General features: G+C 66.8%; 25 protein-coding genes and 1 riboswitch. Of the genes, 7 read left to right on the top strand and 18 right to left on the bottom strand.

Features of this window, described 5'->3' with window-relative positions; all coding sequences use genetic code 11:
* Window positions 1-23: 23 nt before the first annotated feature.
* A riboswitch (SAM riboswitch) is annotated at window positions 24-138 on the bottom strand.
* 108 nt (window positions 139-246) lie between these two features.
* Window positions 247-1,116 carry a prephenate dehydratase gene (locus ACWF5H_RS03440; RefSeq protein WP_452034854.1) on the bottom strand — a complete coding sequence of 290 codons (870 nt, stop codon included), beginning with the start codon at window positions 1,114-1,116 and terminating at the stop codon, window positions 247-249.
* Between the two features lie 96 nt (window positions 1,117-1,212).
* On the opposite strand from ACWF5H_RS03440, the gene ACWF5H_RS03445 reads away from it, so the two are divergent.
* On the top strand, window positions 1,213-1,416 hold the full coding sequence (locus ACWF5H_RS03445) for a hypothetical protein (RefSeq protein WP_452034856.1): 204 nt from the start codon (window positions 1,213-1,215) through the stop codon (window positions 1,414-1,416).
* Between the two features lie 18 nt (window positions 1,417-1,434).
* On the opposite strand, the gene ACWF5H_RS03450 is transcribed toward ACWF5H_RS03445, so the two are convergent.
* Both ACWF5H_RS03450 and ACWF5H_RS03455 read right to left on the bottom strand, forming a co-directional pair.
* Window positions 1,435-2,007, bottom strand: coding sequence for an NADPH-dependent F420 reductase (locus tag ACWF5H_RS03450; RefSeq protein WP_452034857.1), 573 nt, complete (start codon window positions 2,005-2,007; stop codon window positions 1,435-1,437).
* A gap of 119 nt (window positions 2,008-2,126) precedes the next feature.
* Window positions 2,127-2,339 carry a hypothetical protein gene (locus ACWF5H_RS03455; RefSeq protein WP_127512440.1) on the bottom strand — a complete coding sequence of 71 codons (213 nt, stop codon included), beginning with the start codon at window positions 2,337-2,339 and terminating at the stop codon, window positions 2,127-2,129.
* Window positions 2,340-2,616: 277 nt separating this feature from the next.
* Here ACWF5H_RS03455 and ACWF5H_RS03460 point away from each other — a divergent pair, with 277 nt between their 5' ends.
* Window positions 2,617-3,048 carry a hypothetical protein gene (locus ACWF5H_RS03460; protein WP_452034858.1) on the top strand — a complete coding sequence of 144 codons (432 nt, stop codon included), beginning with the start codon at window positions 2,617-2,619 and terminating at the stop codon, window positions 3,046-3,048.
* Window positions 3,049-3,073: 25 nt separating this feature from the next.
* Here the strand turns inward: ACWF5H_RS03460 and ACWF5H_RS03465 are convergent, their stop codons facing one another.
* From ACWF5H_RS03465 to ACWF5H_RS03480, 4 genes are all read right to left on the bottom strand, one after another.
* Window positions 3,074-3,874 (bottom strand): amino acid ABC transporter ATP-binding protein, encoded by an 801-nt coding sequence (locus ACWF5H_RS03465; protein ID WP_452034859.1) that lies wholly within the window; start codon window positions 3,872-3,874, stop codon window positions 3,074-3,076.
* Window positions 3,861-4,526: an amino acid ABC transporter permease gene (locus tag ACWF5H_RS03470; protein ID WP_452034860.1), complete on the bottom strand. Its 666-nt coding sequence runs from the start codon at window positions 4,524-4,526 to the stop codon at window positions 3,861-3,863. The genes ACWF5H_RS03465 and ACWF5H_RS03470 overlap by 14 nt, the downstream gene beginning before the upstream one ends.
* A 31-nt stretch (window positions 4,527-4,557) precedes the next feature.
* Window positions 4,558-5,376 (bottom strand): amino acid ABC transporter substrate-binding protein, encoded by an 819-nt coding sequence (locus ACWF5H_RS03475; protein WP_452034861.1) that lies wholly within the window; start codon window positions 5,374-5,376, stop codon window positions 4,558-4,560.
* 200 nt (window positions 5,377-5,576) lie between these two features.
* Window positions 5,577-6,503 (bottom strand): diacylglycerol/lipid kinase family protein, encoded by a 927-nt coding sequence (locus tag ACWF5H_RS03480; RefSeq protein ID WP_364652269.1) that lies wholly within the window; start codon window positions 6,501-6,503, stop codon window positions 5,577-5,579.
* A 149-nt stretch (window positions 6,504-6,652) separates the two neighbouring features.
* On the opposite strand from ACWF5H_RS03480, the gene ACWF5H_RS03485 reads away from it, so the two are divergent.
* Window positions 6,653-8,599 (top strand): penicillin-binding transpeptidase domain-containing protein, encoded by a 1,947-nt coding sequence (locus tag ACWF5H_RS03485; protein ID WP_452034863.1) that lies wholly within the window; start codon window positions 6,653-6,655, stop codon window positions 8,597-8,599.
* Window positions 8,600-8,708: 109 nt separating this feature from the next.
* Here ACWF5H_RS03485 and ACWF5H_RS03490 read toward each other — a convergent pair whose 3' ends face one another.
* From ACWF5H_RS03490 to ACWF5H_RS03530, 9 genes are all read right to left on the bottom strand, one after another.
* Window positions 8,709-9,251, bottom strand: coding sequence for an AMIN-like domain-containing (lipo)protein (locus ACWF5H_RS03490; protein ID WP_452034864.1), 543 nt, complete (start codon window positions 9,249-9,251; stop codon window positions 8,709-8,711).
* 390 nt (window positions 9,252-9,641) lie between these two features.
* Window positions 9,642-10,112 carry a YbaK/EbsC family protein gene (locus ACWF5H_RS03495; protein ID WP_452034865.1) on the bottom strand — a complete coding sequence of 157 codons (471 nt, stop codon included), beginning with the start codon at window positions 10,110-10,112 and terminating at the stop codon, window positions 9,642-9,644.
* Between the two features lie 29 nt (window positions 10,113-10,141).
* On the bottom strand, window positions 10,142-10,438 hold the full coding sequence (locus ACWF5H_RS03500) for an acylphosphatase (RefSeq protein WP_364652273.1): 297 nt from the start codon (window positions 10,436-10,438) through the stop codon (window positions 10,142-10,144).
* Between the two features lie 102 nt (window positions 10,439-10,540).
* A complete protein-coding gene (locus ACWF5H_RS03505) occupies window positions 10,541-10,930 on the bottom strand; it encodes a VOC family protein (RefSeq protein ID WP_452034866.1) in 390 nt (129 codons plus the stop codon).
* 181 nt (window positions 10,931-11,111) lie between these two features.
* Window positions 11,112-11,363: a hypothetical protein gene (locus ACWF5H_RS03510; protein WP_364652275.1), complete on the bottom strand. Its 252-nt coding sequence runs from the start codon at window positions 11,361-11,363 to the stop codon at window positions 11,112-11,114.
* Window positions 11,364-11,752: 389 nt separating this feature from the next.
* Window positions 11,753-12,130, bottom strand: coding sequence for a glyoxalase superfamily protein (locus tag ACWF5H_RS03515; protein ID WP_452034868.1), 378 nt, complete (start codon window positions 12,128-12,130; stop codon window positions 11,753-11,755).
* 57 nt (window positions 12,131-12,187) lie between these two features.
* The gene (locus ACWF5H_RS03520; RefSeq protein ID WP_452034869.1) at window positions 12,188-12,397 is read right to left on the bottom strand and encodes a hypothetical protein; all 210 of its coding nucleotides are present in this window, start codon (window positions 12,395-12,397) and stop codon (window positions 12,188-12,190) included.
* 131 nt (window positions 12,398-12,528) lie between these two features.
* Window positions 12,529-13,194: a septum formation family protein gene (locus tag ACWF5H_RS03525; RefSeq protein WP_452034871.1), complete on the bottom strand. Its 666-nt coding sequence runs from the start codon at window positions 13,192-13,194 to the stop codon at window positions 12,529-12,531.
* Window positions 13,195-13,301: 107 nt separating this feature from the next.
* On the bottom strand, window positions 13,302-14,549 hold the full coding sequence (locus ACWF5H_RS03530) for a pyridoxal phosphate-dependent aminotransferase (protein WP_452034873.1): 1,248 nt from the start codon (window positions 14,547-14,549) through the stop codon (window positions 13,302-13,304).
* A 189-nt stretch (window positions 14,550-14,738) separates the two neighbouring features.
* On the opposite strand from ACWF5H_RS03530, the gene ACWF5H_RS03535 reads away from it, so the two are divergent.
* Together ACWF5H_RS03535 and ACWF5H_RS03540 are read left to right on the top strand one after the other, a co-directional pair.
* Window positions 14,739-15,134: a RidA family protein gene (locus tag ACWF5H_RS03535; protein WP_452034875.1), complete on the top strand. Its 396-nt coding sequence runs from the start codon at window positions 14,739-14,741 to the stop codon at window positions 15,132-15,134.
* Window positions 15,135-15,199: 65 nt separating this feature from the next.
* Complete coding sequence (locus ACWF5H_RS03540) at window positions 15,200-16,303, top strand: NADH:flavin oxidoreductase/NADH oxidase (protein ID WP_452034877.1); 1,104 nt, start codon at window positions 15,200-15,202, stop codon at window positions 16,301-16,303.
* Between the two features lie 62 nt (window positions 16,304-16,365).
* On the opposite strand, the gene ACWF5H_RS03545 is transcribed toward ACWF5H_RS03540, so the two are convergent.
* A complete protein-coding gene (locus ACWF5H_RS03545; RefSeq protein WP_364652282.1) occupies window positions 16,366-16,839 on the bottom strand; it encodes a carboxymuconolactone decarboxylase family protein in 474 nt (157 codons plus the stop codon).
* A 78-nt stretch (window positions 16,840-16,917) separates the two neighbouring features.
* Between ACWF5H_RS03545 and ACWF5H_RS03550 the strand changes: the two genes are divergently transcribed.
* Both ACWF5H_RS03550 and ACWF5H_RS03555 read left to right on the top strand, forming a co-directional pair.
* Window positions 16,918-17,658 carry a DUF427 domain-containing protein gene (locus ACWF5H_RS03550; protein ID WP_452034878.1) on the top strand — a complete coding sequence of 247 codons (741 nt, stop codon included), beginning with the start codon at window positions 16,918-16,920 and terminating at the stop codon, window positions 17,656-17,658.
* Between the two features lie 245 nt (window positions 17,659-17,903).
* Entirely contained in the window at window positions 17,904-18,659 is a 756-nt protein-coding gene (locus tag ACWF5H_RS03555; protein ID WP_452034879.1) for a sigma-70 family RNA polymerase sigma factor, read from the top strand.
* Here the strand turns inward: ACWF5H_RS03555 and ACWF5H_RS03560 are convergent.
* Window positions 18,592-19,608, bottom strand: a complete 1,017-nt coding sequence (locus ACWF5H_RS03560) for a glycosyltransferase family 9 protein (protein ID WP_452034881.1) — start codon at window positions 19,606-19,608, stop codon at window positions 18,592-18,594. The two genes, ACWF5H_RS03555 and ACWF5H_RS03560, sit on opposite strands and share 68 nt — an antisense overlap.
* Between the last annotated feature and the right edge of the window lie 33 nt (window positions 19,609-19,641).

Below are 19,641 nucleotides of genomic sequence, written 5' to 3' on the forward strand. Positions count from 1 at the left end.
GCGCATCCGCTGCTGCCGGAGGATACGCGTACTTGCCTGCCGACAAACCCGGCGGGCCGAATCATCACCTGGAGCACCCCGCTACGGTAGAGGGTTGCCGGCCAACCAGCCAGGGCTGTGAAGTTGGCGCTCGTGATTCATTTCCAAGGTAAAGCGGGACGTGGCCTCGGTCAAACGCGGGTAACAGTTCGTTAAGAACTCTGTCCGGCGCCGCGCGTGCCACTCGGTGGCACGCGCTTCCCTTGCCTAGGTGCCTGCCGGCTGTTCCGCGCCGCGGTTCAACCGGAACGGGTGGGCGGGATAGACGCCCAGAATCCGGATTTCGGTGGTGAAGAATTCGAGTTCCTCGAAGGCATGGACCATTGGCTGGTCCTCCGGATGGCCTTCGACGTCCACCATGAACATGGTGGCCGCGAATTCGCCGCCCACCATGTAGCTCTCCAGCCGGGTCATGTTGATGCCGTTGGTCGCGAACCCGCCGAGGGCCTTGTACAGCGCCGAGGGAACGTTGCGCACCCGGAAAACAAAGCTGGTCACCGCGGGACCGGGCAGCTCCTCGCGGCGGGGGACGGGCCGCCGGTCGGCCAGCACCACAAACCGGGTGGTGTTCGTTGGATCGTCTTCCACTTTCTCGGCGAAGACTTGCAGGCCGTACAGCTCCGCGGCCATCGGCGGCGCGAGCGAGACCTTGGTGGGATCGTTCCACTCGGCAACTTCACGGGCCGACCCGGCGGTATCGCCGGCAATGACCGGCGTTAGCCCCAAACGGCGGATCAGCTTGCGGCACTGTCCCAGGGCATGGATGTGGCTGTGCACTTCACGGGCCTGTTCCACCGTGGCCCCGGGAATGCCGAGCAGGCTGAAGCGGATGGGCAGGAAGAATTCCTCCACGATCTGCAGCGTGGTCCGGGGCAGCAGGGCATGGATGTCCGCCACGCGGCCGGCGATCGAGTTGTCAATGGGGATCATGGCCAGTTCGGCCTCGCCGCTGGTGACGGCGGCGAAGGCGTCTTCAAAGCTGGCGCATGGCACCGCGTCCCAGCCGGGCCGGACCTCAAGGCACGCCATGTGCGAGTTCGAGCCGGGTTCACCTTGGTATGCGATTGCTGGAGCCATGGGCGAAATTATCCCACCGGGAGGGCCCGTGGCCTTATTCGACGGGCGCCGGCCGGCGTCACAAAGCCGGAGCGAAGCGCCGATAGAGTGGAGGGCGTGGAAGGATCCAATCCCCGTGCCGTTGCCCTCGGGCTCGCTGCTGCCGTCGTCGCTCTCTTCGCGGTCAGCCTGACGGTGATGCCGTCCATCATGGGGCTGGACATCATGCCCCCGCTAATCGTGGTGTCCGTGCTGCTGCTGATCGCCGCCGGCGTGCTGGCCGGAATGGCTATTGCTGCCAGGCGGTCGGGACGGCGCTAGCGCCGGGCTATTAGGCGGTCAGGCGACGACGCCGAAGCCTCCGGTCCACGGGAGCTTCTCGGCGGCGGCCAGGGAGATCTGCAGGAATCCCAGGGCCTCGAGTTCCCGGGCCCGGGACAGTGCGCCGGCATCGATGGCGTTCAGCCCGGCGGCGGTGACCACCTCGGCCAGCTGGGACTTGGCCGCGGCATCATCCCCGGCCATAAGCACGGTGGTGGGCAGGCCGCCGACGGTGCCGGAGGACAGCGTGGCGGCGAAGGTGGTGTTGAAGGCCTTGACCACGCGCGAATCCGGCAGCGAGGCGCTGAGTTCGGCTGCGGCCGAACTGTCGGACGGCACGGTGAGCGAGTCGAAGGTTTCAAAGTTCAGCGGGTTGGTGATGTCGACGACCACCTTTCCCGCCAACTGGTCGCCGCGGCTGCGGACGATGTCGGACAGGGCGGGGTAGGGCACCGCGAGGATAACAATGTCGCCGGTTACGGGCCGGGCGTCGTCATGGTCGAACGACTCGACGACGTTTCCGCCCTTGCTGACCACGCTGGAGATGGCCTGGCCCATGTTGCCGGTACCGATGATGCTGACGTTTGCCACGGGAACGCTCCTCAGATCTGCCGGATTGCCTGAACGTACGAGCGAAACGCTAGCAGCCTGAAACCGGGAGTCAATGCCGCGACGGCCCGTGCTGGTGGGCCCAGCCGGAGAGGCGGATCCTAGTCGAGGTCGGATTCCTGCGTGATGCCGTAGGGCACGTCGTCGCTCAGTTCCACAGTGAATTGCCCGGGCCCGGTGCGGGTGACCAGAATGCCGCAATCGCCGTCGATGGCCGCGATTGATTGCAGTTCTTCCACCGCAGCATTGAGGAGGTCGTGGGCCTCGGAGGCCGTCTGTGCCGTCAAAGACTTGGTAGCCAAAGTCGTGGCCATGGTTCTGCCTTTCGTGACCGGAGGCCGCCGCAGAGGAGAAAGCGCGGGATGGGTAGCTTCCGGCCGGAACGTGGTGCCATGCGGAACGGTGCATGGAAGTTTACATTCTGCCATTCCAATGGACATCAGATGAATTATCAAGCGGCGTGGCGTGGAACACCTCTCGGGATTCAGAGGTTCTGGCGCGGATTTGGCGGGGTTCGGCGGCCGGGGAGTGTGGCCAAGAATACGTCGTGGAGGCCGACGTTACGCGGGTGGGCTGCCGATAGTGGGAAGCATGAACTACCGCTACATCCCCTCAGCTGCCGGCCTGACCGTTTGGGGCATTGCCCTCTTCGTTGCAGGAGGTGCGATGAGCGGCTGGATGTCCGCCTCGGCGGTCCGCGAGTCCTTCCTGGACGCCACCAGCGTGTTCTACAGCTCTAACGCGGAGGTCTACACCGGCTTCGCGGTGCTGTTCGCGGTGGTTTCGATCGCCGGCTTCGTGCTGCTGACGGTAGGCATTTCGCGCGCCGTGAAGCGTGCCGACCAGCGGTACGACGGCTGGTTCCGGACGCTGCAGCCAGGGATCGCGGCGGCTCCATACCCTGCGCCGCTGCCGGCGGCTCCGGTCCAGGGCCACGAGCGCGCTCAGGCACCCGGACAGGGAACCCCAAGCACGGGAATCCCGCCGATGCCGATGCGAGGGCCCGCGCAGCCCGGCCGCTAGCGGCAGTCGTCGTGGATTATCCGGCCTAGAACGGGTTCAGCAGCCGGTGGACGAACTGCCGGGTGCGCTCCTCCCGCGGCTCGCGCAGCACCTGGTCGGGGTGGCCTCGCTCCACCACCACGCCGCCGTCCATGAACACCACCTCGCTGGCTACTTCCCGGGCGAACGCCAGCTCGTGCGTCACCAGCGCCATGGTCCAGCCTTCGTCGGCCAGTTCCTTGATCACGTGCAGCACATCGCCCACCAGTTCGGGGTCCAGCGCCGAGGTCGGCTCATCGAAGAGCAGCAGCGAGGGTTTGAGCGCCAGCGCCCGGACTATGCCGACCCGCTGCTGCTGTCCGCCGGAGAGCTGGTGCGGGTACTGGTCTTCCTTGCCGGTCAGCCCCACGCGTTCCAACAGCGACATGGCCTCGCGTACGGCGTCGGCCCGGGGCCGCTTCTGGACCTGGACCGGGCCCTCGATGATGTTCTGCAGCACGGTCATGTGCGGAAACAGATTGTAGTGCTGGAACACCATGGCACTGCGGTCCCGCAGCTCGGAAATCTGCTTGCGGCCCACGGGCGAGCCGAAGTCCACGGCGGGCCCGCCCGCAAAGGCGACCCGTCCGCCGTCGGGAATTTCCAAGCCGTTCAGGCACCGCAGCACGGTGGTCTTGCCGGAGCCTGAGGGGCCGATCAGCGCCAGCACGCCTCCGGTCTTCACCGACAGGTCGATTGAGGTCAGCACCTGGTTGCCGCCGAAGGACTTGCGCAGTCCCTCCACGGAGAGCACGGGACCGCCGTCGGCGCCGGAAGGCGCCGCGGGCGGGACTTCAGTGGGCGACATAGCGGTCCAGCCTCTTCTCCAGTCGGGTCTGTCCGGCGGACAGGACCAGGCAGAACACCCAGTAGACCGCCGCGGCCTCCATGTACAGCAGCAGGAATTCCTGGCTGAAGGCGGCGATTTCCTGGGCCACCCGGAACGCTTCGGTGACCAGGATCAGCGAGGCGAGGGACGTGTCCTTGACCAGAGAAATGAAGGTGTTGGACAGCGGCGGCACGGAGACCCTGGCCGCCTGCGGCAGGACGATGCGCCGGAGCGTGGTGGTGCGGGCCATGCCGATGGTGTGGCCGGCTTCCCACTGGCCCTTCGGCACGGACAGGATCGCGGCCCTGATCACCTCTGCCGCGTAGCCGCCCACGTTCATCGAGAACGCGATGATCGCGCTGGGCCACGGTTCGAGCACCACGCCGATGGTCGGCAGTCCGTAGAAGATCACGAACAGCTGCACCAGCAGCGGAGTGCCGCGGATGACCGAGATGTAGGCCCGGGCGGCCCCCGCCAAGATCCGGTTGCCGCTGATCCGCATCAACGCGAGCAGAAGCGCCAGGACCAACCCGATGGCGAAACTGGCCAGCGACAGCGGGATGGTGCCGGTCAGTCCGCCCTGGACGATAGGCCAGAACGAACTGCGCAGCAGCTCCCAGTCGATGTTCATACGGCTACGTTAGCGTCTTGCCCCTGCCCGTTTACTTGGTGACGTCTGCGCCGAAGTACTTCTCGGAGATTTTGGCCAGCGTGCCGTCATCGCGCAGCTCGCCGAGCGCCTTGTCGAAGGCTCCCACCAGGTCCTCGCTGCCCTTCCGGAAGGTGAAGGCGCTCTGCGACTCTTCATCGGTTTCCGCGGCCACCTTGATGTCCTTGTTGTCATGGCTGGCCTGGTAATCCAGGTAGGTGAGCTTGTCGTTGATGGTGGCGTCCACCCGGCCCTGCTCCAGCAGCGAAACGGCCTGCGCCCAGCCCTCGACCGACTGGACCTTGGCGCCGGCCTGCTCGGCGAGCTTGTACCAGTTGCTGGTAAGCGACTGCGCGCTGGTCTTGCCCTCCAGGTCGGCCAGCGAGGCGATGTCGCTGTTGTCGCTCTTCACGACGACGACGCCGGTGCTCACCGTGTAGGGGTCGGAGAAGTCGTACTTGGCCTGGCGCTCTTCGTTGATGGAGACCTGGTTGGCGATCACGTCGAACCGGCCGGCATCCAAGCCGGCGAAGATGGCGTCCCACTGGGTCTCTTCGAACTTCACGTCTACGCCGAGCTTGTCCGCCACGGCTTTGACGATCTCGACGTCGTAACCGGTCAGGTCGCCCTGACCGCCCTCGTGGAAGCTGAACGGGCGGTAGGTGCCCTCGGTCCCCACGGTGATCACGCCGGCGTCCTGGATCTGCTGAAGCGAGCTGGCGGCGGCGGAGGTCGACGGCTGCGACTCCGACGGCGAGGAAGTGCTGCAGCCGGCCAGCACCAGGGCGGCAGCTGCGGCGGCACCGAGTACGGACAAACGACGACGAATCATGGTGGAAATTCCTTGTGTCTAGGACGGTAAGCCTGCCGGTGGGGTGGCCGGCGGACGCTGAACGCTAGCACGTACAACAACCGCGACCTCAAGATATGTTCCGAACTGTGTCGATACTGTGAGCAGCCGCACGCCGTCCGGGACGCCGCGGCACGCGGCCGCACCGTCGTCCGGCGGTAGGAACCGCCGTCGTCCTTCGGTCAGTCCGCCGCCACCCGGACCCGCAGCGCGCCCGGATCCACGCGCATCGAGAGCCGGGAACCCAGGCCAATATGGTCCCCGTCCAGCTGCATCTCCTGCGGCCGGCCGGCGGTGATCTCCACTTCCTTGCCCTGGTAGTAGTCCACCGACGGGTCCACGCTTCGGCCGCGCTTGGCCAGCCCGGCCAGCACACCGAGCCAACCGAGCCGGCCGCGCGGGGAAATGGTCATGATGTCCAACAGCCCGTCATCGATTTGCGCGCCCGGGAACATCTCAAACCCGCCCTGGATCTTGCCGCAGTTGCCGCCCATCACGCTGCGCATCCGCAGGGTGATGGGTTTGCCGCCGTCGATTGACAGCGTGGCCCGGACCGGTTTGCCCGGGAGGTTGCGCAGCCCGGCTTCCACGTAGGCGAGCCAGCCGATTCGGTCCTTGAGTCCGTCGTCCGTGCCGCCAATGACGGCGGCATCGAAGCCGAGTCCGGCCATGACCAGGAACACCGCGCCGCTGCCCGAGCCGTCCACCTTGGCCAGCACGGCGTCGATGGGCCGGTCGCGGCCGGCCAGGGCGATGCGCACCGCGGTCTCCGGGTCGTCCACCGGCAGGTCCAGGTTGCGTGCCAGCAGGTTGCCGGTGCCCAGCGGGATCACGCCCAGCGGCATGTCCGTTCCGGCCAGCTTGCCGGCCACGCGCCGCACGGTGCCGTCGCCGCCGGCCGCAATGACCAGGTCGACGCCGGCGTCCATCGCCTGCTGCGTCTGTCCGGCACCGGGATCCTCCAGCGTGGTCTCCAGCCACAGCGGCGGCTGCCAGCCGGTTTCGGCGCATGCCTCTTCGACCAGCGCCACTAGATCAAAGCTGAACTTCTTCGATGGATTCCAGACCACCGCGGCACGGCGGGAGCCTGGGGGAGCGAATTCGGTCATGATGTCCTTTACCTGGGTCCTGTCCGGCCGGCCGTGGCCGTTCAACCCGACGAAACCATTCAAGCAGCATTCACCAACTGGCGTTCGGCTCGACATCGCCGCGGGGCGATTATAAGTTCGAACAGGACAATCCCGGATCCAGGAGAAGTATGCTTCGGCGCGCACTTGCACTCATCATGGCCCTGCTGCTGACGGTGGCGGTGGCTGCTTGTGCCCCCGAGCGGGAATCGCCGGATCCAACCGCCCAGGCCCTGGCCAAGGGGCTGGCCGCCAAAGACGTCTCGACGGTGGCCTTCGCCGATGCCACCGGGGCCCAGGTGCAGGAGCAGCTAGCCGCGCTGACCAAGGGGATGGGCGGGTGGCAGCCCGACGTCACCGTGGACAGTGTCGAAGAAGTAGAGTCCAACCTGTTCCGGGCCACCCTTTCCTATGACTGGCCGGCGGCGGACCCGGAGAAGGACACGGAGAAGGACGCGGAGACGGACTCGGAGCAGGGCTGGAGCTACACCACCACCGCGGACCTGCACTATGCGGACGACCGCTGGCAGGTGCGGTGGACCCCGCAGGTCCTTGAACCGTCGCTGGCGGAGGGCGAGCGGTTGGTGCTGGCCACGGAAGAGCCGCAGCGCGGCCAGATCCTCGACGCCGACGGCGAGGCTATCGTCAAGAACCGCCCGGTCAAGATTGTCGGGATCGACAAGACCGGGCTGGACGAATCGGCCGCCGAGGACTCCGCCCGGGAGCTGGCAGAGCTCGTGGAGATTGACGCGGCCGGCTATGCGAAGAAGGTTGCCGAATACGGGCCGGAGGCCTTCGTGGACGCGATTACCCTTCGCGAGGGCGCCTTCAAGGAGCTGGACCAGGGGAAGCTGGAGGACATCGACGGCTTCCTAGCCGTGGACGACCAGATCCCGCTGGCGCCCAGCCGCACCTTCGCCGGGCCGGTGCTGGGCTCCGTCCGGGAGGCCACGGCAGAGGATATCGAGAAGTCCGAAGGCAAGGTGGTGGCCGGCGAGACCGTCGGCTCTTCCGGTCTGCAGGCCTCCTTCAACCAGGAACTAGCCGGTACCCCGGGAACTACCGTTTCCGCCGTAGGCGAGCCGGCCGAGGAAGGTGCGGACGCGCCGACCCGCCAACTGTTCCACCAAGACCCGGCCGACGGCAAGGACGTGAAGACCACGCTGGTGCCGGACCTGCAGTCCGCGGCCGAGGACATCCTGGCCGACACCAAATCGCCGAGTTCGATTGTCGCGCTGCGGCCGTCCACGGGGGCAGTCCTGGCGGCCGCCAACGGCCCTGACAGCGAGGGCTACAACACCGCGTTCCTGGGCCAGTACGCACCCGGTTCCACCTTCAAGATTGCCACGGCGCTGGGCCTGCTGCGCAACGGCATGACCCCGGATTCCACCGTCACCTGCGATCCGGAGCTGGTGGTGGACGGCCGGACGTTCGAGAACGCGGACAGCTATCCGGCGGCCTTCACCGGCGAGATCACTTTGACCGAGGCCATCGCCCACTCCTGCAATACGGCGTTCATTTCCGAACACCAGGAGCTCTCGCAGGACCAGCTCGCGGATGCCGCCGGTGCCCTCGGCGTAGGCATGACGGCCAGCCCGGGGATCGAGGCCTTCCTCGGCACAGTGCCGCGCGAAGACTCCGAGGGCACCGCGCACGCCGCCTCGATGATCGGCCAGTCCCGCGTGCAAACGTCGCCGCTCTCGCTCGCCACCCTGATGGCGGCCGTGGTGAAAGGCGGATCCGTAGTGCCCACGTTGGTGGATGGACACGATCCCGAGGCCAAGCTCCCGGATGTTCCGAAGCTGACCGAAAAGGAGGCCGAGCAGCTGCGCACCATGATGCGCTCGGCCGTGGTCGACGGCTATCTGGCCAACCTGGCGGACCTGCCCGGCAAGCCCGCGATCGGCAAGACCGGAACCGCAGAGTACGGCTCGGAAAATCCGCCGCAGACCCACTCCTGGGTGATCGCCGGCCATGGCGACCTTGCCATTGCGGTGTTCGTGGAGGATGGCAAGCTCGGCGCCGAGACCGCCGGGCCGCTGGCCGAGGCCTTCCTGGAAGCCGCTGCCGCCGAGTGATGACATAACGACGGCGGTGCTCCCCTCAGGCGCGTTGGGCACCTGGGGGTTGCACCGCCGTCGTCAGCGGCAGACAGGGTCCGTGCCGGACCGCTGCCTGCGGTTCCGCCTACCAGCGGTGGGCCACATCGATCACCAGCCGGGACATGTTTCCCGGGCCATCCAGGGTGAAGACCCTGAACGGCAGCCGGGCGCGCACGCCCAATCCGATGGTGGTGTAGCCTTCGAAACTTCCGCCCCAAGCGAGCTGCCGGAAGGTGGTGTAGCCACGAACGTTGGCCAGTTCCTTCGGGTTGGCGGGACGGTAGGTGGCGCGGCCGCCGGAATTGTAGGCAGGTGCCTTGACCACCACGGCCAGGTCGGCGCCGCCGCGCAGCGGGATCACGCGGCCTGAGCCTTGGGCCCGCACCGTTCCGTAGCGAACGGAGTAGCCGGCCACATCGCCACGGATGTTGACGACCATGCGGTCGTAGCAGGTGTGCCGCCCCGTGCGGACATTCGTGATCGGTGCGGTGGTGCTCCCGGGCGCGGATTTTGCCCCAGATCCCCAGGAAATCCCGCAGTAGGGTGCAGCGGCAGCGGGGCCCGGTGCCACCAATCCCAGGCCGAGGACCAGCAGGATCACGGACAGCCAGGTGGGGAGCTTCCTCACGGCACACCGCCTCTCATCGGGTGACAGATGCACTCAGGATAGAAGCGTTTTCAGGCAGCGGACCGGGCGGTTTCGAGATGACGCTGAAACCGTTACGGCGCACTGTTCCCGCGGGCCTTTCCTTGATCTTCCGGTGACCGGTCCGTGTCCCGTCCGACGTGAAACCGGACTGTTACGCGGATACGTAATATAAATCACAAAGCTGTAATTTGGGCAGGACGAGTGGCATACTTTCAGCGTTAGCCGGTTCCGGACCCCCCATCATTACCGGGCTGGCGAATCCCCCAGAGCCAGCCCCGCGTGAACACCCCGCGGGGCTGGCCGATTTAAACGTCACACCGTCCGCCTGTCGCGGGGAAGCCCGCGCGGGATCCTGAGCCGGAGACTGAGTCAGCCCGCCCTGACGTCCATGACCACGGCCGATGTGATCCGGCGCAGGTCCTCGAAGCCGATCGAGAACATCGCCCGATGATCGCCGGCGCCGGCCCACAGCACGGGATGGCCGGCCAAGGACCGATCCAGCACCGTGCGGATCGGCGCAGGGTGTCCCACCGGTGCCACCCCGCCGATGGCCTGGCCTGTGTGCGTGAGGACGAAGTCCGCATCGGCCCGCCGGATGCGGTCCATTCCGAGCTCGGCCGCCACCAGCTTCGTGTCCACCCGCGCCGCTCCGCTGGCCAGGATCAGCAGCGGGCTGCCGCCGGAATTGAAGACCAGACTGTTGGCGATGGCCGCCACGTCGCAGTCCAGCACCCTGGCCGCGTCGGCCGCGGTGGGCACCTCGTCGTCGAGCACCGTGACGGTATCCGCAACACCCCGTTCCAGCAAGGCAGTGCGGACGGCGGCTACAGGGTTATTCATGCCCCGATGGTACCCAAGCGGCCTGAGCCTCAGCCCACATCGAAGCCGCTGAGCCCGCCCCTCGCGGCCGCGTAGGTTTTCTCAACGCGCCTGACCCGGCCCGGCGTGTTGCCGGACTCAAGCTCTGCCACCAGCTGTTCGACTGCATCCTGCGGGCCCTCGGCCACCACGCCGACGGTTCCGTCGGGCTGGTTCACCGCCGATCCGACCAGTCCCAGCTGCTCGGCCTGGTCGCGCGTCCAGTAGCGGAAGCCCACGCCCTGGACCCGGCCGCTCACGGTCGCGCTGAGCCGGACGTTCCCGCCGGTCCCGTGCTGTTCGTCCATGCGTCCCTCCTCACGGATGTGCGTCCAGCGTACGACGGCGGTGCATCGCTTTAGCCGGCGCCTCACCCCTGCCGGTACCTCGCCTCTGCCCCGTGCCTCGCCTCAGACGGTCCCGGAGCCATAGGGGCGGGTGATTGCCTCCAGAAAATGCCCGGACGGATCGGTGAAGTAGACGCCGCGGCCGCCGTCGTTGTGGTTGATCTGCCCGGGCCTGCTCCTCGCTGGGTCGGCCCAGTAGTCGATTCCGGCCGTTTGGATGCGTGCGAAAATTCCGTCGAACTCGGCTTCGCTGACCAGGAAGGCATAGTGCTGGGGTTGGACGCTGCCGTCCGCGTCGGCATAGTCCAGCGCCACGCCGCCCTCCAGCATGACGGTCATGAAGTATCCGAACATTGGCCGCGGCGGACCGAGCCCAAAGATGTCCGCAAAGAATTCGGCCGACGCGTTCTTGTCCGCGGCATACACAATGGTGTGGTTAAACGAAACGGCCATGAGGCTCTCCGATTGCGGTGGCCGGAATGCTCCCGTCCGGCGGCTCCGGCTCTATTCAACTCCGCACCCGGCTGATGGACAAGCTCCGCCTGAAGCCGTCATGGCGCTTTAACGCAGTAACGGACGAACCGGCACATCAGTGGGTGCCGGCGTCGTCCGCCTGTGGGGGTGGTGCCGCTCTTTACGCCTGCTGGCTGGGTAAACGCCAGACCGTGCAATCCTGGGTGCTGATGGCGCGCCGTGAGCCGTCGGCGTCGTCGCGGATCCAGACCAAGCCGACTCCCGGCGCGGTGCGGTCGACACGGCCCCGGTACTGGACGGCGTTGTCCATCCGGGCCTCGACCGAATCGCCGCGGCGCAGATGCCCGAGGTTGCGGATCCGGGTGGGAGTGGAATTGACCAATGGGGACTGACCTGTGGTGGATAGTGTCATGCATGACCTCCTGTGTAGCGGGCGGGAAATGGGGTGCCTCAGTAGGACGGCACAGCTGTGAGGCTGGCCTGCCGAGGCAACATTCGGGGACTGCGGGTTAGGCAAAAAAGGCCGGTTCATACCGGCTGTAGAAGGGCGCTAACAATGAGGGCGGGGGAGCAATGCGGCAGGGCGCGGGAAAGAACTTCTCCGCTGATCTCCTGCTCCAAGCATGCTGATCCCTTGATAGTCCATTCGCAGTTTCACCTAATGGAACGGGCCGCCAGCGGGGTTTATTCCGGAGCGGGCAAAATTATTCGGATGTGGTTTCGCGCGGACTTTCTCGGTACGGGCGGAAAGCGCCACGTGAACCGGAGGCCAGGGTGACCTGGTGCCCGGATCAGCCCGGGTCAGGGGGTATCCCGGGGCGGCAGTTGCTGCAACGACCAGGTGTTGCCGTCCGGATCGCTGAAGTACACGAAGTGTCCCCACGGCTGTTCGTCCACGTCACTGGCTCCGACGCCGCGGCCGATGAGTTCCTCCCGGGCGGCCGCTGCGTCGGCCACCACCATTTGCAGGCCTTGCTGTGAGCCGGGCGCCATCTGGGTGATGCCATCGCCGATGACAATGGAACAGGCGGATCCGGGCGGGGTGAGCTGCACGAACCGCAACTCCGGATTTACCTGGTAGTCGTGGTCTGCATTGAAGCCCACCTGCTCCACGTAGAACTTCTTGGCGCGGTCCACGTCGGTGACCGGCACGGCAACGAGCTCGAGTTTCATATCCATGTCGGACACGCTAGCGTCGGCGCGGAGGTGGGGATAGGGGCAATCCTCCGCTCGCGGTCAGGTCCTGTCCCTAGCCAGGCGGAGCTGGTACCCCTCGGACTTTTCGAACAGGCCGCGCGGGTGTGAGCCGTTGTTGGCGAGCCAGACGATGTCCGCATCCAGGGTCACAGCATCAATCCGCCCGGTCCGCAGCATCATCCCGTTCTTGTGGACTTCCACCAGGGTGCCGGGAACCAAGTCCCAGTTTTCAAGCGGGGTATCAGGCATGTGGTGCTCCTCAAGTCGGGTCGACGCCGATGCATCAACTTCAACAATGCTGGCGGAGCGTGGCGGCCACAAGGGGACCGGCCCGTTGTTTACGACGAATTCACACATTCCGCCGTGCTGGAGTCGGGGCTTTAACTCCTGAAGTGGCTTCGCTCCGACAAGAGCCCGGGCGGGCTGTACAAACACACTGAACTGCGTTCACCGGCTTTCCAATCGGCTTCGGTGGGGGAGAGCGGCCGGAAGCTATGACCGGGCGCTAGCTTCTCAATGTGCTGTTCGAGAAAATCTGCACAGGCTCCGGTAGCTTCGTCGCCAAGTACCAGTTCGCCCGGATAGGGCTGGTCTCCATGGGTGACGACGCCGAAGACCTCACCCTCGTGCGGCTCATCGCAGGGCACGGGGAAGATGACAGTCTGGGTGGGGCCGGAGGAATATTCCCGGTCGAAGAACACGCAGTCGCCGGGCAGGGCAGCGCTCAAAGTCGACGGCTTGGTTCCTGCCTTCCACTGTTCAGCGAGGAAGTTGCCGGTGTGCGCGGTATTCGCCGCCGACTCCTCTTCGCTGAGGGCAACCTCGGGCTCAACGGCGGAACCGGACGGCAGGGGAGTGGCGAAGCGGCCGGACGCCGCGGCAGCATCAGGTGCAGCATCGGACGTTTCGTCGCCGGCGGCTGGCACCGCCGTCGGGCTTTCCATCCCAGCAGGGGCCGCACGGGCTTCGGATGCCGCGGGCCCGGAACACCCGACGAGCAGCAACCCGCCCATCACCACGAAAGCGGCAGATAGCTGGATCCGCATGGTCCCCCGATGTCAGCCCTGAGGCCGCATCCGAAGGCAGCCGAAACGTCAGCAGCCTAGCAGGGCAGTGCCGTTTGGTCGTGGATGTTGAGGAGCTGCCGGCGCGATCACCCCGCGGTGGCCGCTGCGGCGTCGGCCGTCTTCTTCCGGTAAATGGCCAGGAAGGAGGAAATCCGGCGCACCGCTTCTTCGATGTCCTCCACCGAAGGCAGGATCACGAAGCGGAAGTGGTCCGGCGTGGGCCAATGGAAGGCGGAGCCGTGCGAGACCAGGATCTTCTGCTCCTCAAGCAGGTCCAGCACAAACTTTTCGTCGTCCTCGAAGGGATAGACGGCGGGGTCGAGCTTGGGGAACAGATACATCGCGCCGGCTGCAGGGACGCAACTCACGCCGGGGATCTGGTTGAGCAGCCGGCAGGCCAGATCGCGCTGTTCGCGCAGCCGACCTCCGGGCTTCACCAGGTCGCCGATGGACTGGTAGCCGCCCAACGAGGTCTGGATGGCGTGCTGCGCCGGCACGTTCGAGCACAGCCGCAGCGAGGCCAGCAGTTCGAGTGATTCCCGGTACGCGGCGGTCTCGGCGCGGGGGCCGCTGATGGCCACCCACCCGGCCCGGTAGCCGGGCATCCGGTAGGCCTTGGACAGCCCGCTGAAGGTGAGCACCGGCAGGTCCGGGGCCACGGACGCGGTATGGATGTGGACGGCATCCTCGTAGGTGATCTTTTCGTAGATCTCGTCGGAGAACAGCACCAGGTCGTGCTTGCGGGCCAGTGCCGCGAACTGCTCCAGCACCTCCCGCGGGTAGACGGCACCGGTGGGATTGTTCGGGTTGATCAGCACGATGGCGCGGGTCCGGCCGGTGATCTTGGCTTCGACATCCGCCATGTCCGGCCACCAGTGGTTGTCTTCGTTGCACAGGTAGTGGACGGCCTTGCCGCCGGAGAGCGTCACGGATGCGGTCCACAGCGGGTAGTCGGGTGCGGGGATCAGCACTTCGTCCCCGTTCTCCAGGAACGCCTGCAGCGTCATGGAGATGAGCTCGGAGACCCCGTTGCCGATGAAGATGTCCTCCACGCCGATCTGCATCAGGCCCTTGGTCTGGTAATACTGCGAGATTGCCGTGCGGGCGGAAAAGATGCCCTTGGAATCGCTGTAGCCCTGGGCTCCGCGCAGGTGGTGGATCATGTCGACCACAATCGACTCCGGCGCCTCCAGCCCGAACGGCGCGGGGTCCCCGAGGTTCATCCGCAGGATGCGCTGGCCCTCGGCTTCCATCTTCTTGGCGGCGTGCAAAATCGGGCCGCGGAGCTCGTATCGAACGTTCTGGAGTTTGCTGGAGTGCTGCATCGGGCGCATGCCCTATGTTTTCATACCCGGCACAGACCGTTCATGTGGTGTTCCGCACGAATGATGTTCACACGCCGGTTTCGACAGGCCGGTTCAACACGGCCCGGCGTGGACGCTCCGGCGGCAGAGGTCTGGTGCCCGACGACGTAACGGCCTAGCGTGATGAACCTCAACGCGGAGCACCTACGGAGGAACGCCATGAGCCTGAAGCACATCAACCCGGCAGGCATGTTCCGCAGCCCGGCCTACTCCCAGGGCGTGCTGATCGACGGGCCCGGACGGCTGCTGGTGGTGGGCGGCCAGAACGGGGTCAATGCCGACGGCGAAATGGTCAGCGATGACCTCGCCGGCCAGACCAAGCAGGCAATGCGCAACGTGCTGGCAGTCCTCAAGGAGGCCGGCGCAACGCAGCAGGACGTCGCCAAGCTGAATATCTATCTGGCCGCCGGACAGGACCCGAACGAAGGGTTCGCCGCCGCCGCCGAGGTCTGGGGGCAGGTGCCGACGGCGATCACCGTCCTCCAGGTGGGCTCCGCCCGGCCGGGCGTGCTGGTGGAGATCGACGCCCTCGCACAGGTTCCGGCACCGGCCTGACGCATGAGTCGCGGTCTTGGGCCGCCCCGGGAATAGCCATTGCGGCGGCAGGGTTGGGGCTCATCGTGAGTAAGCTCTTTGAACCCGCTACCCTGACCACCCCCGACGGCACCGGACTGATGCTGCGCAACCGCACGGTCCTGGCACCGATGTGCCAGTACTCGGTGAGCGCACGCGATGGAGTGCCCAACGACTGGCATCTGGTGCACCTCGGAGCCCGGGCCGCCGGCGGCTTCGGGCTCGTGGTCGCCGAGGCAACCGCCGTGGTCCCTGAAGGCCGGATCTCCGACCGCGATGCCGGACTATGGAACGACGCGCAGCGCGACGCCTGGAAGCCCGTGGTGGATTTCGCCCACAAGCAGGGGGCGGCGATCGGCATCCAGTTGGCCCACGCCGGCGCCAAGGCCTCGACCTACCCGTGGTTGCCCGAGCAGCCCGAGGGCTCCATCCCGCTGGCCGACGGCGGCTGGAAGACGGTGGGCCCCTCGACGACCGACATCTTCGGGTTGGAGCGGCCGCATGCCATGGACCTCCCTGAGATCCAGGCATCCGTCCAGGCCTGGGCGGACGCTGCCCGCCGAGCGGACGAGGCCGGGTTCGACGTTGTGCAGATCCACGCCGCCCACGGCTACCTCATCCACCAGTTCCTCTCCCCGCTGACCAACCACCGTGAAGACGCCTACGGGGGCAGCTATGAAAACCGCACCCGGTACGCGCGCGAGGTCATTAAGGCTGTGCGGGCTGTCTGGCCGGACCACAAGCCGCTGGCGATCCGTCTCTCCGGCGACGACTGGGTCGAGGGCGGGTGGCGGCTGGCCGACACGGTCCGCTTTGTCCGCGAGGCGAGGGAACTCGGCGTGACCGCGTTCGACCTCTCCAGCGCCGGCATCGGCGCGTATCACGGACCCTCCGGCCCGGGCTTCCAAGTGCCGCTCGCTGCCGCAGTGCGCGAGGCGCTGGAGGGCACGGATTCGTTTGTCACCGCCGTCGGGCTGCTGACCGACCCGGCGCAGGCGGAACACGTGGTGGTCACCGGGCAGGCCGACGGCGTGAGCGTTGGCCGCGCTGCGCTGAAGGACGCGCACTGGCCGGCGAACGCTGCGAAGGTCCTCGGAGTGGCCCGCGACGGAAACCCCCGTGCGGACCAGTACTGGCGCGCCGCCTGGTAGTTGCAAGGCGCCACGGCGGCGGGGTGCGGCACCCTCGGTAGGTGCGCCCCCGCCGTCGTCGGTTATTTGTTGGGGCGGACGCGGTGCTTGCTGACGATGGAGACCCGGTTGAACGCGTTCATTGCGACCGTGATCCAGCTGACCGCGGAAAACTCCTCGTCCGTGAGCTGCTCACGGGCGGCAGCATACTCCCGCTCCTGGCTATGGTGGGCCGGCAGCTCGGTCAACGCCTCGGCCAAGGCCAGAGCCGCGCGTTCCTTGTCCGTGAATACTTCGGTATCGCGCCATGACGGGAGGACGGACAGCCGCTGCGCCGTTTCGCCTTCGCCTAGCGCAAGCCGGGTATGCATGTTCAGGCAGTAGGCGCAGCCGTTAATTTGCGAGATGCGCAGGTTGAGCAGCTCGACCAGCTTCCGGTCCATGCCGGCCGCGTCGGCGGCCTCGCCGACCTTGAGCGCCAAGCCGTTGAGGGCGCGGTATGCCGCGGGGGTCTGCTTGTCGATGTAGATGTTGGCGCGACGTTCGTCGGTGCTCACTCAAGCCTCCTGATACTGGGGTGAATTCCCATTCTGGCACCCTGCCCGCCGGGGCCCGGGAAGAGTAGCGTGTGCCCCATGGAATTTGAGAAGCCGTTTGCGGAGCCCACCGGTCGCCGGATCCGGGTCCGGCTGGGCGGAGCATTGGTGGCGGACAGCAGCCGGGCCAGGCTGCTGGTCCAGTACGGGCGGGGCGAACTGCCCACCTACTACTTGCCGCGGGAGGATGTGGCAGCGGGAGTGCTCGACAATCCGCGCGCCGGGTCGGCCGGGCAGCAGGTCTGGGACGTGGCCCTGGGCAGAAAGCGGGCGGAAGCCGGTGCCTGGGAGCACGCCAATCCCACCGGAGACCTGGCCGAACTGGCCGGGCATGTGACATTCTCCTGGCGGCAGCTCGAATGGTACGAGGAAGACGAACGGGTGCTGGTGCATGCGCGCGATCCCTATAAGCGGGTGGATACGCTGCGCAGTTCGCGCCGGGTCCAGATCTACCTGGAGGGCCAGAAGGTGGCCGACAGTATCCGGCCGCTGCTGCTCTTCGAAACGCATCTGCCCGTCCGCTACTACCTGCCGGCCGAAGACGTACGGACGGACCTGCTGGAGGCCAGCGACACCGTCACCAGCTGCCCGTACAAGGGTATGGCGCGGTACTGGTCCGTCCGGCTAGGCCAAAACCTGGTCCGCGACGTGATGTGGAGCTATCCGGATCCGATCCCGGAAAATCCCAAGATCCGCGACCTATTCTGCTTCTTTAACGAGCGCGTGGACCTGGTGGTCGACGGCCTCCCGCAGGACCGGCCGGACACTCCCTGGTCCTGACTCGGGTCCCGGCCCCCAGGTCTCACTCGCCCCGGGGCCATGGCCGCCCTTGAAGCCGGCCTACCGTCGGGCTGCTTCTGCGGCTTATACCTTCTTCTCCGCGGAGAAGAAAAGGCTTTTCAGCTTTTTCCCCACCCCGACCTGTTGCATAATCAGCATGCTTATGATCTCTTGGGGGGAAGTGGTTCTGGTCCCGCACTTCCCTGAGTGAGAGTGGTCTGCCGATGCATTGCGACGAGGATGCCTTGCAGGTATTGTTCCGCAGAGCGAGAAGCGCCAAGGGTTCCTTGCGCGCGGCGTTGGAAGAGGAGCTGCTGCTGGGGCAGTTGGGCATCGCCGAAGGGATTGCCCGCAACTATCTGGGTCCGGGCCGGGAGATCGATGATCTGCAGCAAGTTGCCCGGCTGGGTCTGCTCAAGGCCGTCCGCGGCTTCGATCCGGACCACGGCGCCGACTTTTCCGCCTATGCCGTCCCCACCGTGCACGGCGAACTGAAGCGGTATCTGCGGGACAGCTCGTGGATGGTCCGGCCGCCGCGCCATCTTCAGGACCTGCGCACCGCCGCCATCAAGCTGACGCCGGAACTTGCGCAGCGATTGGGCCGCGAACCTCGGCTCCAGGAATTGGCCGGTGCGCTCGCGGAAAGCCCGGACACGGTGGCCGAAGCGCTGAATTGCCACGGCAGCCTGCGGCCGGAATCGCTGGACGGGACCCCTGAAGGGCGGAACATTGCCGAGTCGCTGGCCGTGACGGACGGCGGGACCGAACGGACCGAGGAACTGCTGATGTTGCGGGGCGCCATCCAAGAGCTCGAACCGCGGGAAAGGGAACTGCTCTTTTACCGTTACTTCCAGGAAGAATCTCAGCGCCGCATCGGCGAACGCATTGGCATGACGCAGATGCAGGTGTCCCGGGCGCTGGCCCGGATCCTGGTCAAGCTTCAGCGCAGGGTGCTGGGGCAGCAGCCAGCGCCGGCCCGGCAGCCGATGCGGACGGCGTAGCCATCGGGAGCTGCGCCACCGCCGCCAGGACATCCTCGGCGCTGACAGCCAGCAGTGCCGGGTCGGGATCTGCGGCGAACGTGTCGCCCAGCCGCAGGCTTTCGTCGGTCAGAACGGTGTGCGGTCCCGGCGGCGGCCCCCACACGCCGACCGGTGCGGGACCGAAGATGACGACTGACGGCCTGGCGTAGGCGGAGGCCAGATGGGCCGCGCCGGTGTCGGCGGAAATGACGACGGCGGACTCGGCGATGCTGGCCGCAAATTCCGCCAGCGACAGGGTGCCGGCGACGACGGATTCCGGCCCGAGTCCCGCGAGATCGGCGACGGCCTGTGCGCGCGGCCGTTCGGCCGCGCTCCCGGTGAACAGGATCCGGTGCCCTTGGGATGCCAGTTCGCGGGCGACGGCAGCGAACCGCTCGGCCGGCCAGAGCCGGCTCCCGTAGGCGGCACCGACGTGCAGGACGGCAGCCCCCGGGCAGGGGCTCGGCACCTCCGGCTTGTTGAGCCGGTAATCCAGCGGATCGGCGTCAATCCCGTGCCACTGCAGCAGGCGGGCCCAGCGCTCGCGTTCGTGCACCCCCTCCAGCCACTCGGGGCCGTTCCAACCCGGCGCCTGGTGGCCGATGCGGACCGCGGGCTGCAGGACTTCCAGCCGACCGCGGCTCTCCGGGCCGTTACCGTGCAGATTCACGGCGATCTCCACCCGGCCGGGCGCCAAGGCAACCGGAACATCCAGGCCGTGCGTGGGCAGCAGGTCGTCCACGGATCCGGTCAGTTCGAGGACGGGCCGCAGCCAGGCCTGGGCGGCGTAGAGAATCCGGTGCTCCGGGTACGCCGCGCGCAGTGCCCGCAGCGCAGGAACCGCCACCAGCAGATCGCCCAACTTCAGCGCCCGGAGCACCAACAGCTCCGGCCGTCCGTCGCGTTCCAGTTCTTGGGGTTCGGCCACCGTGCACTTCCTTCCAAGCCTGTTGTGGCCCAT

This window comes from Arthrobacter sp. NPDC055138 (assembly GCF_053607305.1).

Excerpts from the sequence above, each read along its gene's own strand:
- ACWF5H_RS03440 (WP_452034854.1), bottom strand. The coding sequence starts at position 1,116 with ATGGCTCCAGCAATCGCATACCAAGGTGAACCCGGCTCGAACTCGCAC.
- ACWF5H_RS03455 (WP_127512440.1), bottom strand. The coding sequence starts at position 2,339 with ATGGCCACGACTTTGGCTACCAAGTCTTTGACGGCACAGACGGCCTCC.
- ACWF5H_RS03460 (WP_452034858.1), top strand. The coding sequence starts at position 2,617 with ATGAACTACCGCTACATCCCCTCAGCTGCCGGCCTGACCGTTTGGGGC.
- ACWF5H_RS03465 (WP_452034859.1), bottom strand. The coding sequence starts at position 3,874 with ATGTCGCCCACTGAAGTCCCGCCCGCGGCGCCTTCCGGCGCCGACGGC.
- ACWF5H_RS03470 (WP_452034860.1), bottom strand. The coding sequence starts at position 4,526 with ATGAACATCGACTGGGAGCTGCTGCGCAGTTCGTTCTGGCCTATCGTC.
- ACWF5H_RS03475 (WP_452034861.1), bottom strand. The coding sequence starts at position 5,376 with ATGATTCGTCGTCGTTTGTCCGTACTCGGTGCCGCCGCAGCTGCCGCC.
- ACWF5H_RS03480 (WP_364652269.1), bottom strand. The coding sequence starts at position 6,503 with ATGACCGAATTCGCTCCCCCAGGCTCCCGCCGTGCCGCGGTGGTCTGG.
- ACWF5H_RS03485 (WP_452034863.1), top strand. The coding sequence starts at position 6,653 with ATGCTTCGGCGCGCACTTGCACTCATCATGGCCCTGCTGCTGACGGTG.
- ACWF5H_RS03495 (WP_452034865.1), bottom strand. The coding sequence starts at position 10,112 with ATGAATAACCCTGTAGCCGCCGTCCGCACTGCCTTGCTGGAACGGGGT.
- ACWF5H_RS03500 (WP_364652273.1), bottom strand. The coding sequence starts at position 10,438 with ATGGACGAACAGCACGGGACCGGCGGGAACGTCCGGCTCAGCGCGACC.
- ACWF5H_RS03505 (WP_452034866.1), bottom strand. The coding sequence starts at position 10,930 with ATGGCCGTTTCGTTTAACCACACCATTGTGTATGCCGCGGACAAGAAC.
- ACWF5H_RS03510 (WP_364652275.1), bottom strand. The coding sequence starts at position 11,363 with ATGACACTATCCACCACAGGTCAGTCCCCATTGGTCAATTCCACTCCC.
- ACWF5H_RS03515 (WP_452034868.1), bottom strand. The coding sequence starts at position 12,130 with ATGGATATGAAACTCGAGCTCGTTGCCGTGCCGGTCACCGACGTGGAC.
- ACWF5H_RS03520 (WP_452034869.1), bottom strand. The coding sequence starts at position 12,397 with ATGCCTGATACCCCGCTTGAAAACTGGGACTTGGTTCCCGGCACCCTG.
- ACWF5H_RS03525 (WP_452034871.1), bottom strand. The coding sequence starts at position 13,194 with ATGCGGATCCAGCTATCTGCCGCTTTCGTGGTGATGGGCGGGTTGCTG.
- ACWF5H_RS03530 (WP_452034873.1), bottom strand. The coding sequence starts at position 14,549 with ATGCGCCCGATGCAGCACTCCAGCAAACTCCAGAACGTTCGATACGAG.
- ACWF5H_RS03535 (WP_452034875.1), top strand. The coding sequence starts at position 14,739 with ATGAGCCTGAAGCACATCAACCCGGCAGGCATGTTCCGCAGCCCGGCC.
- ACWF5H_RS03550 (WP_452034878.1), top strand. The coding sequence starts at position 16,918 with ATGGAATTTGAGAAGCCGTTTGCGGAGCCCACCGGTCGCCGGATCCGG.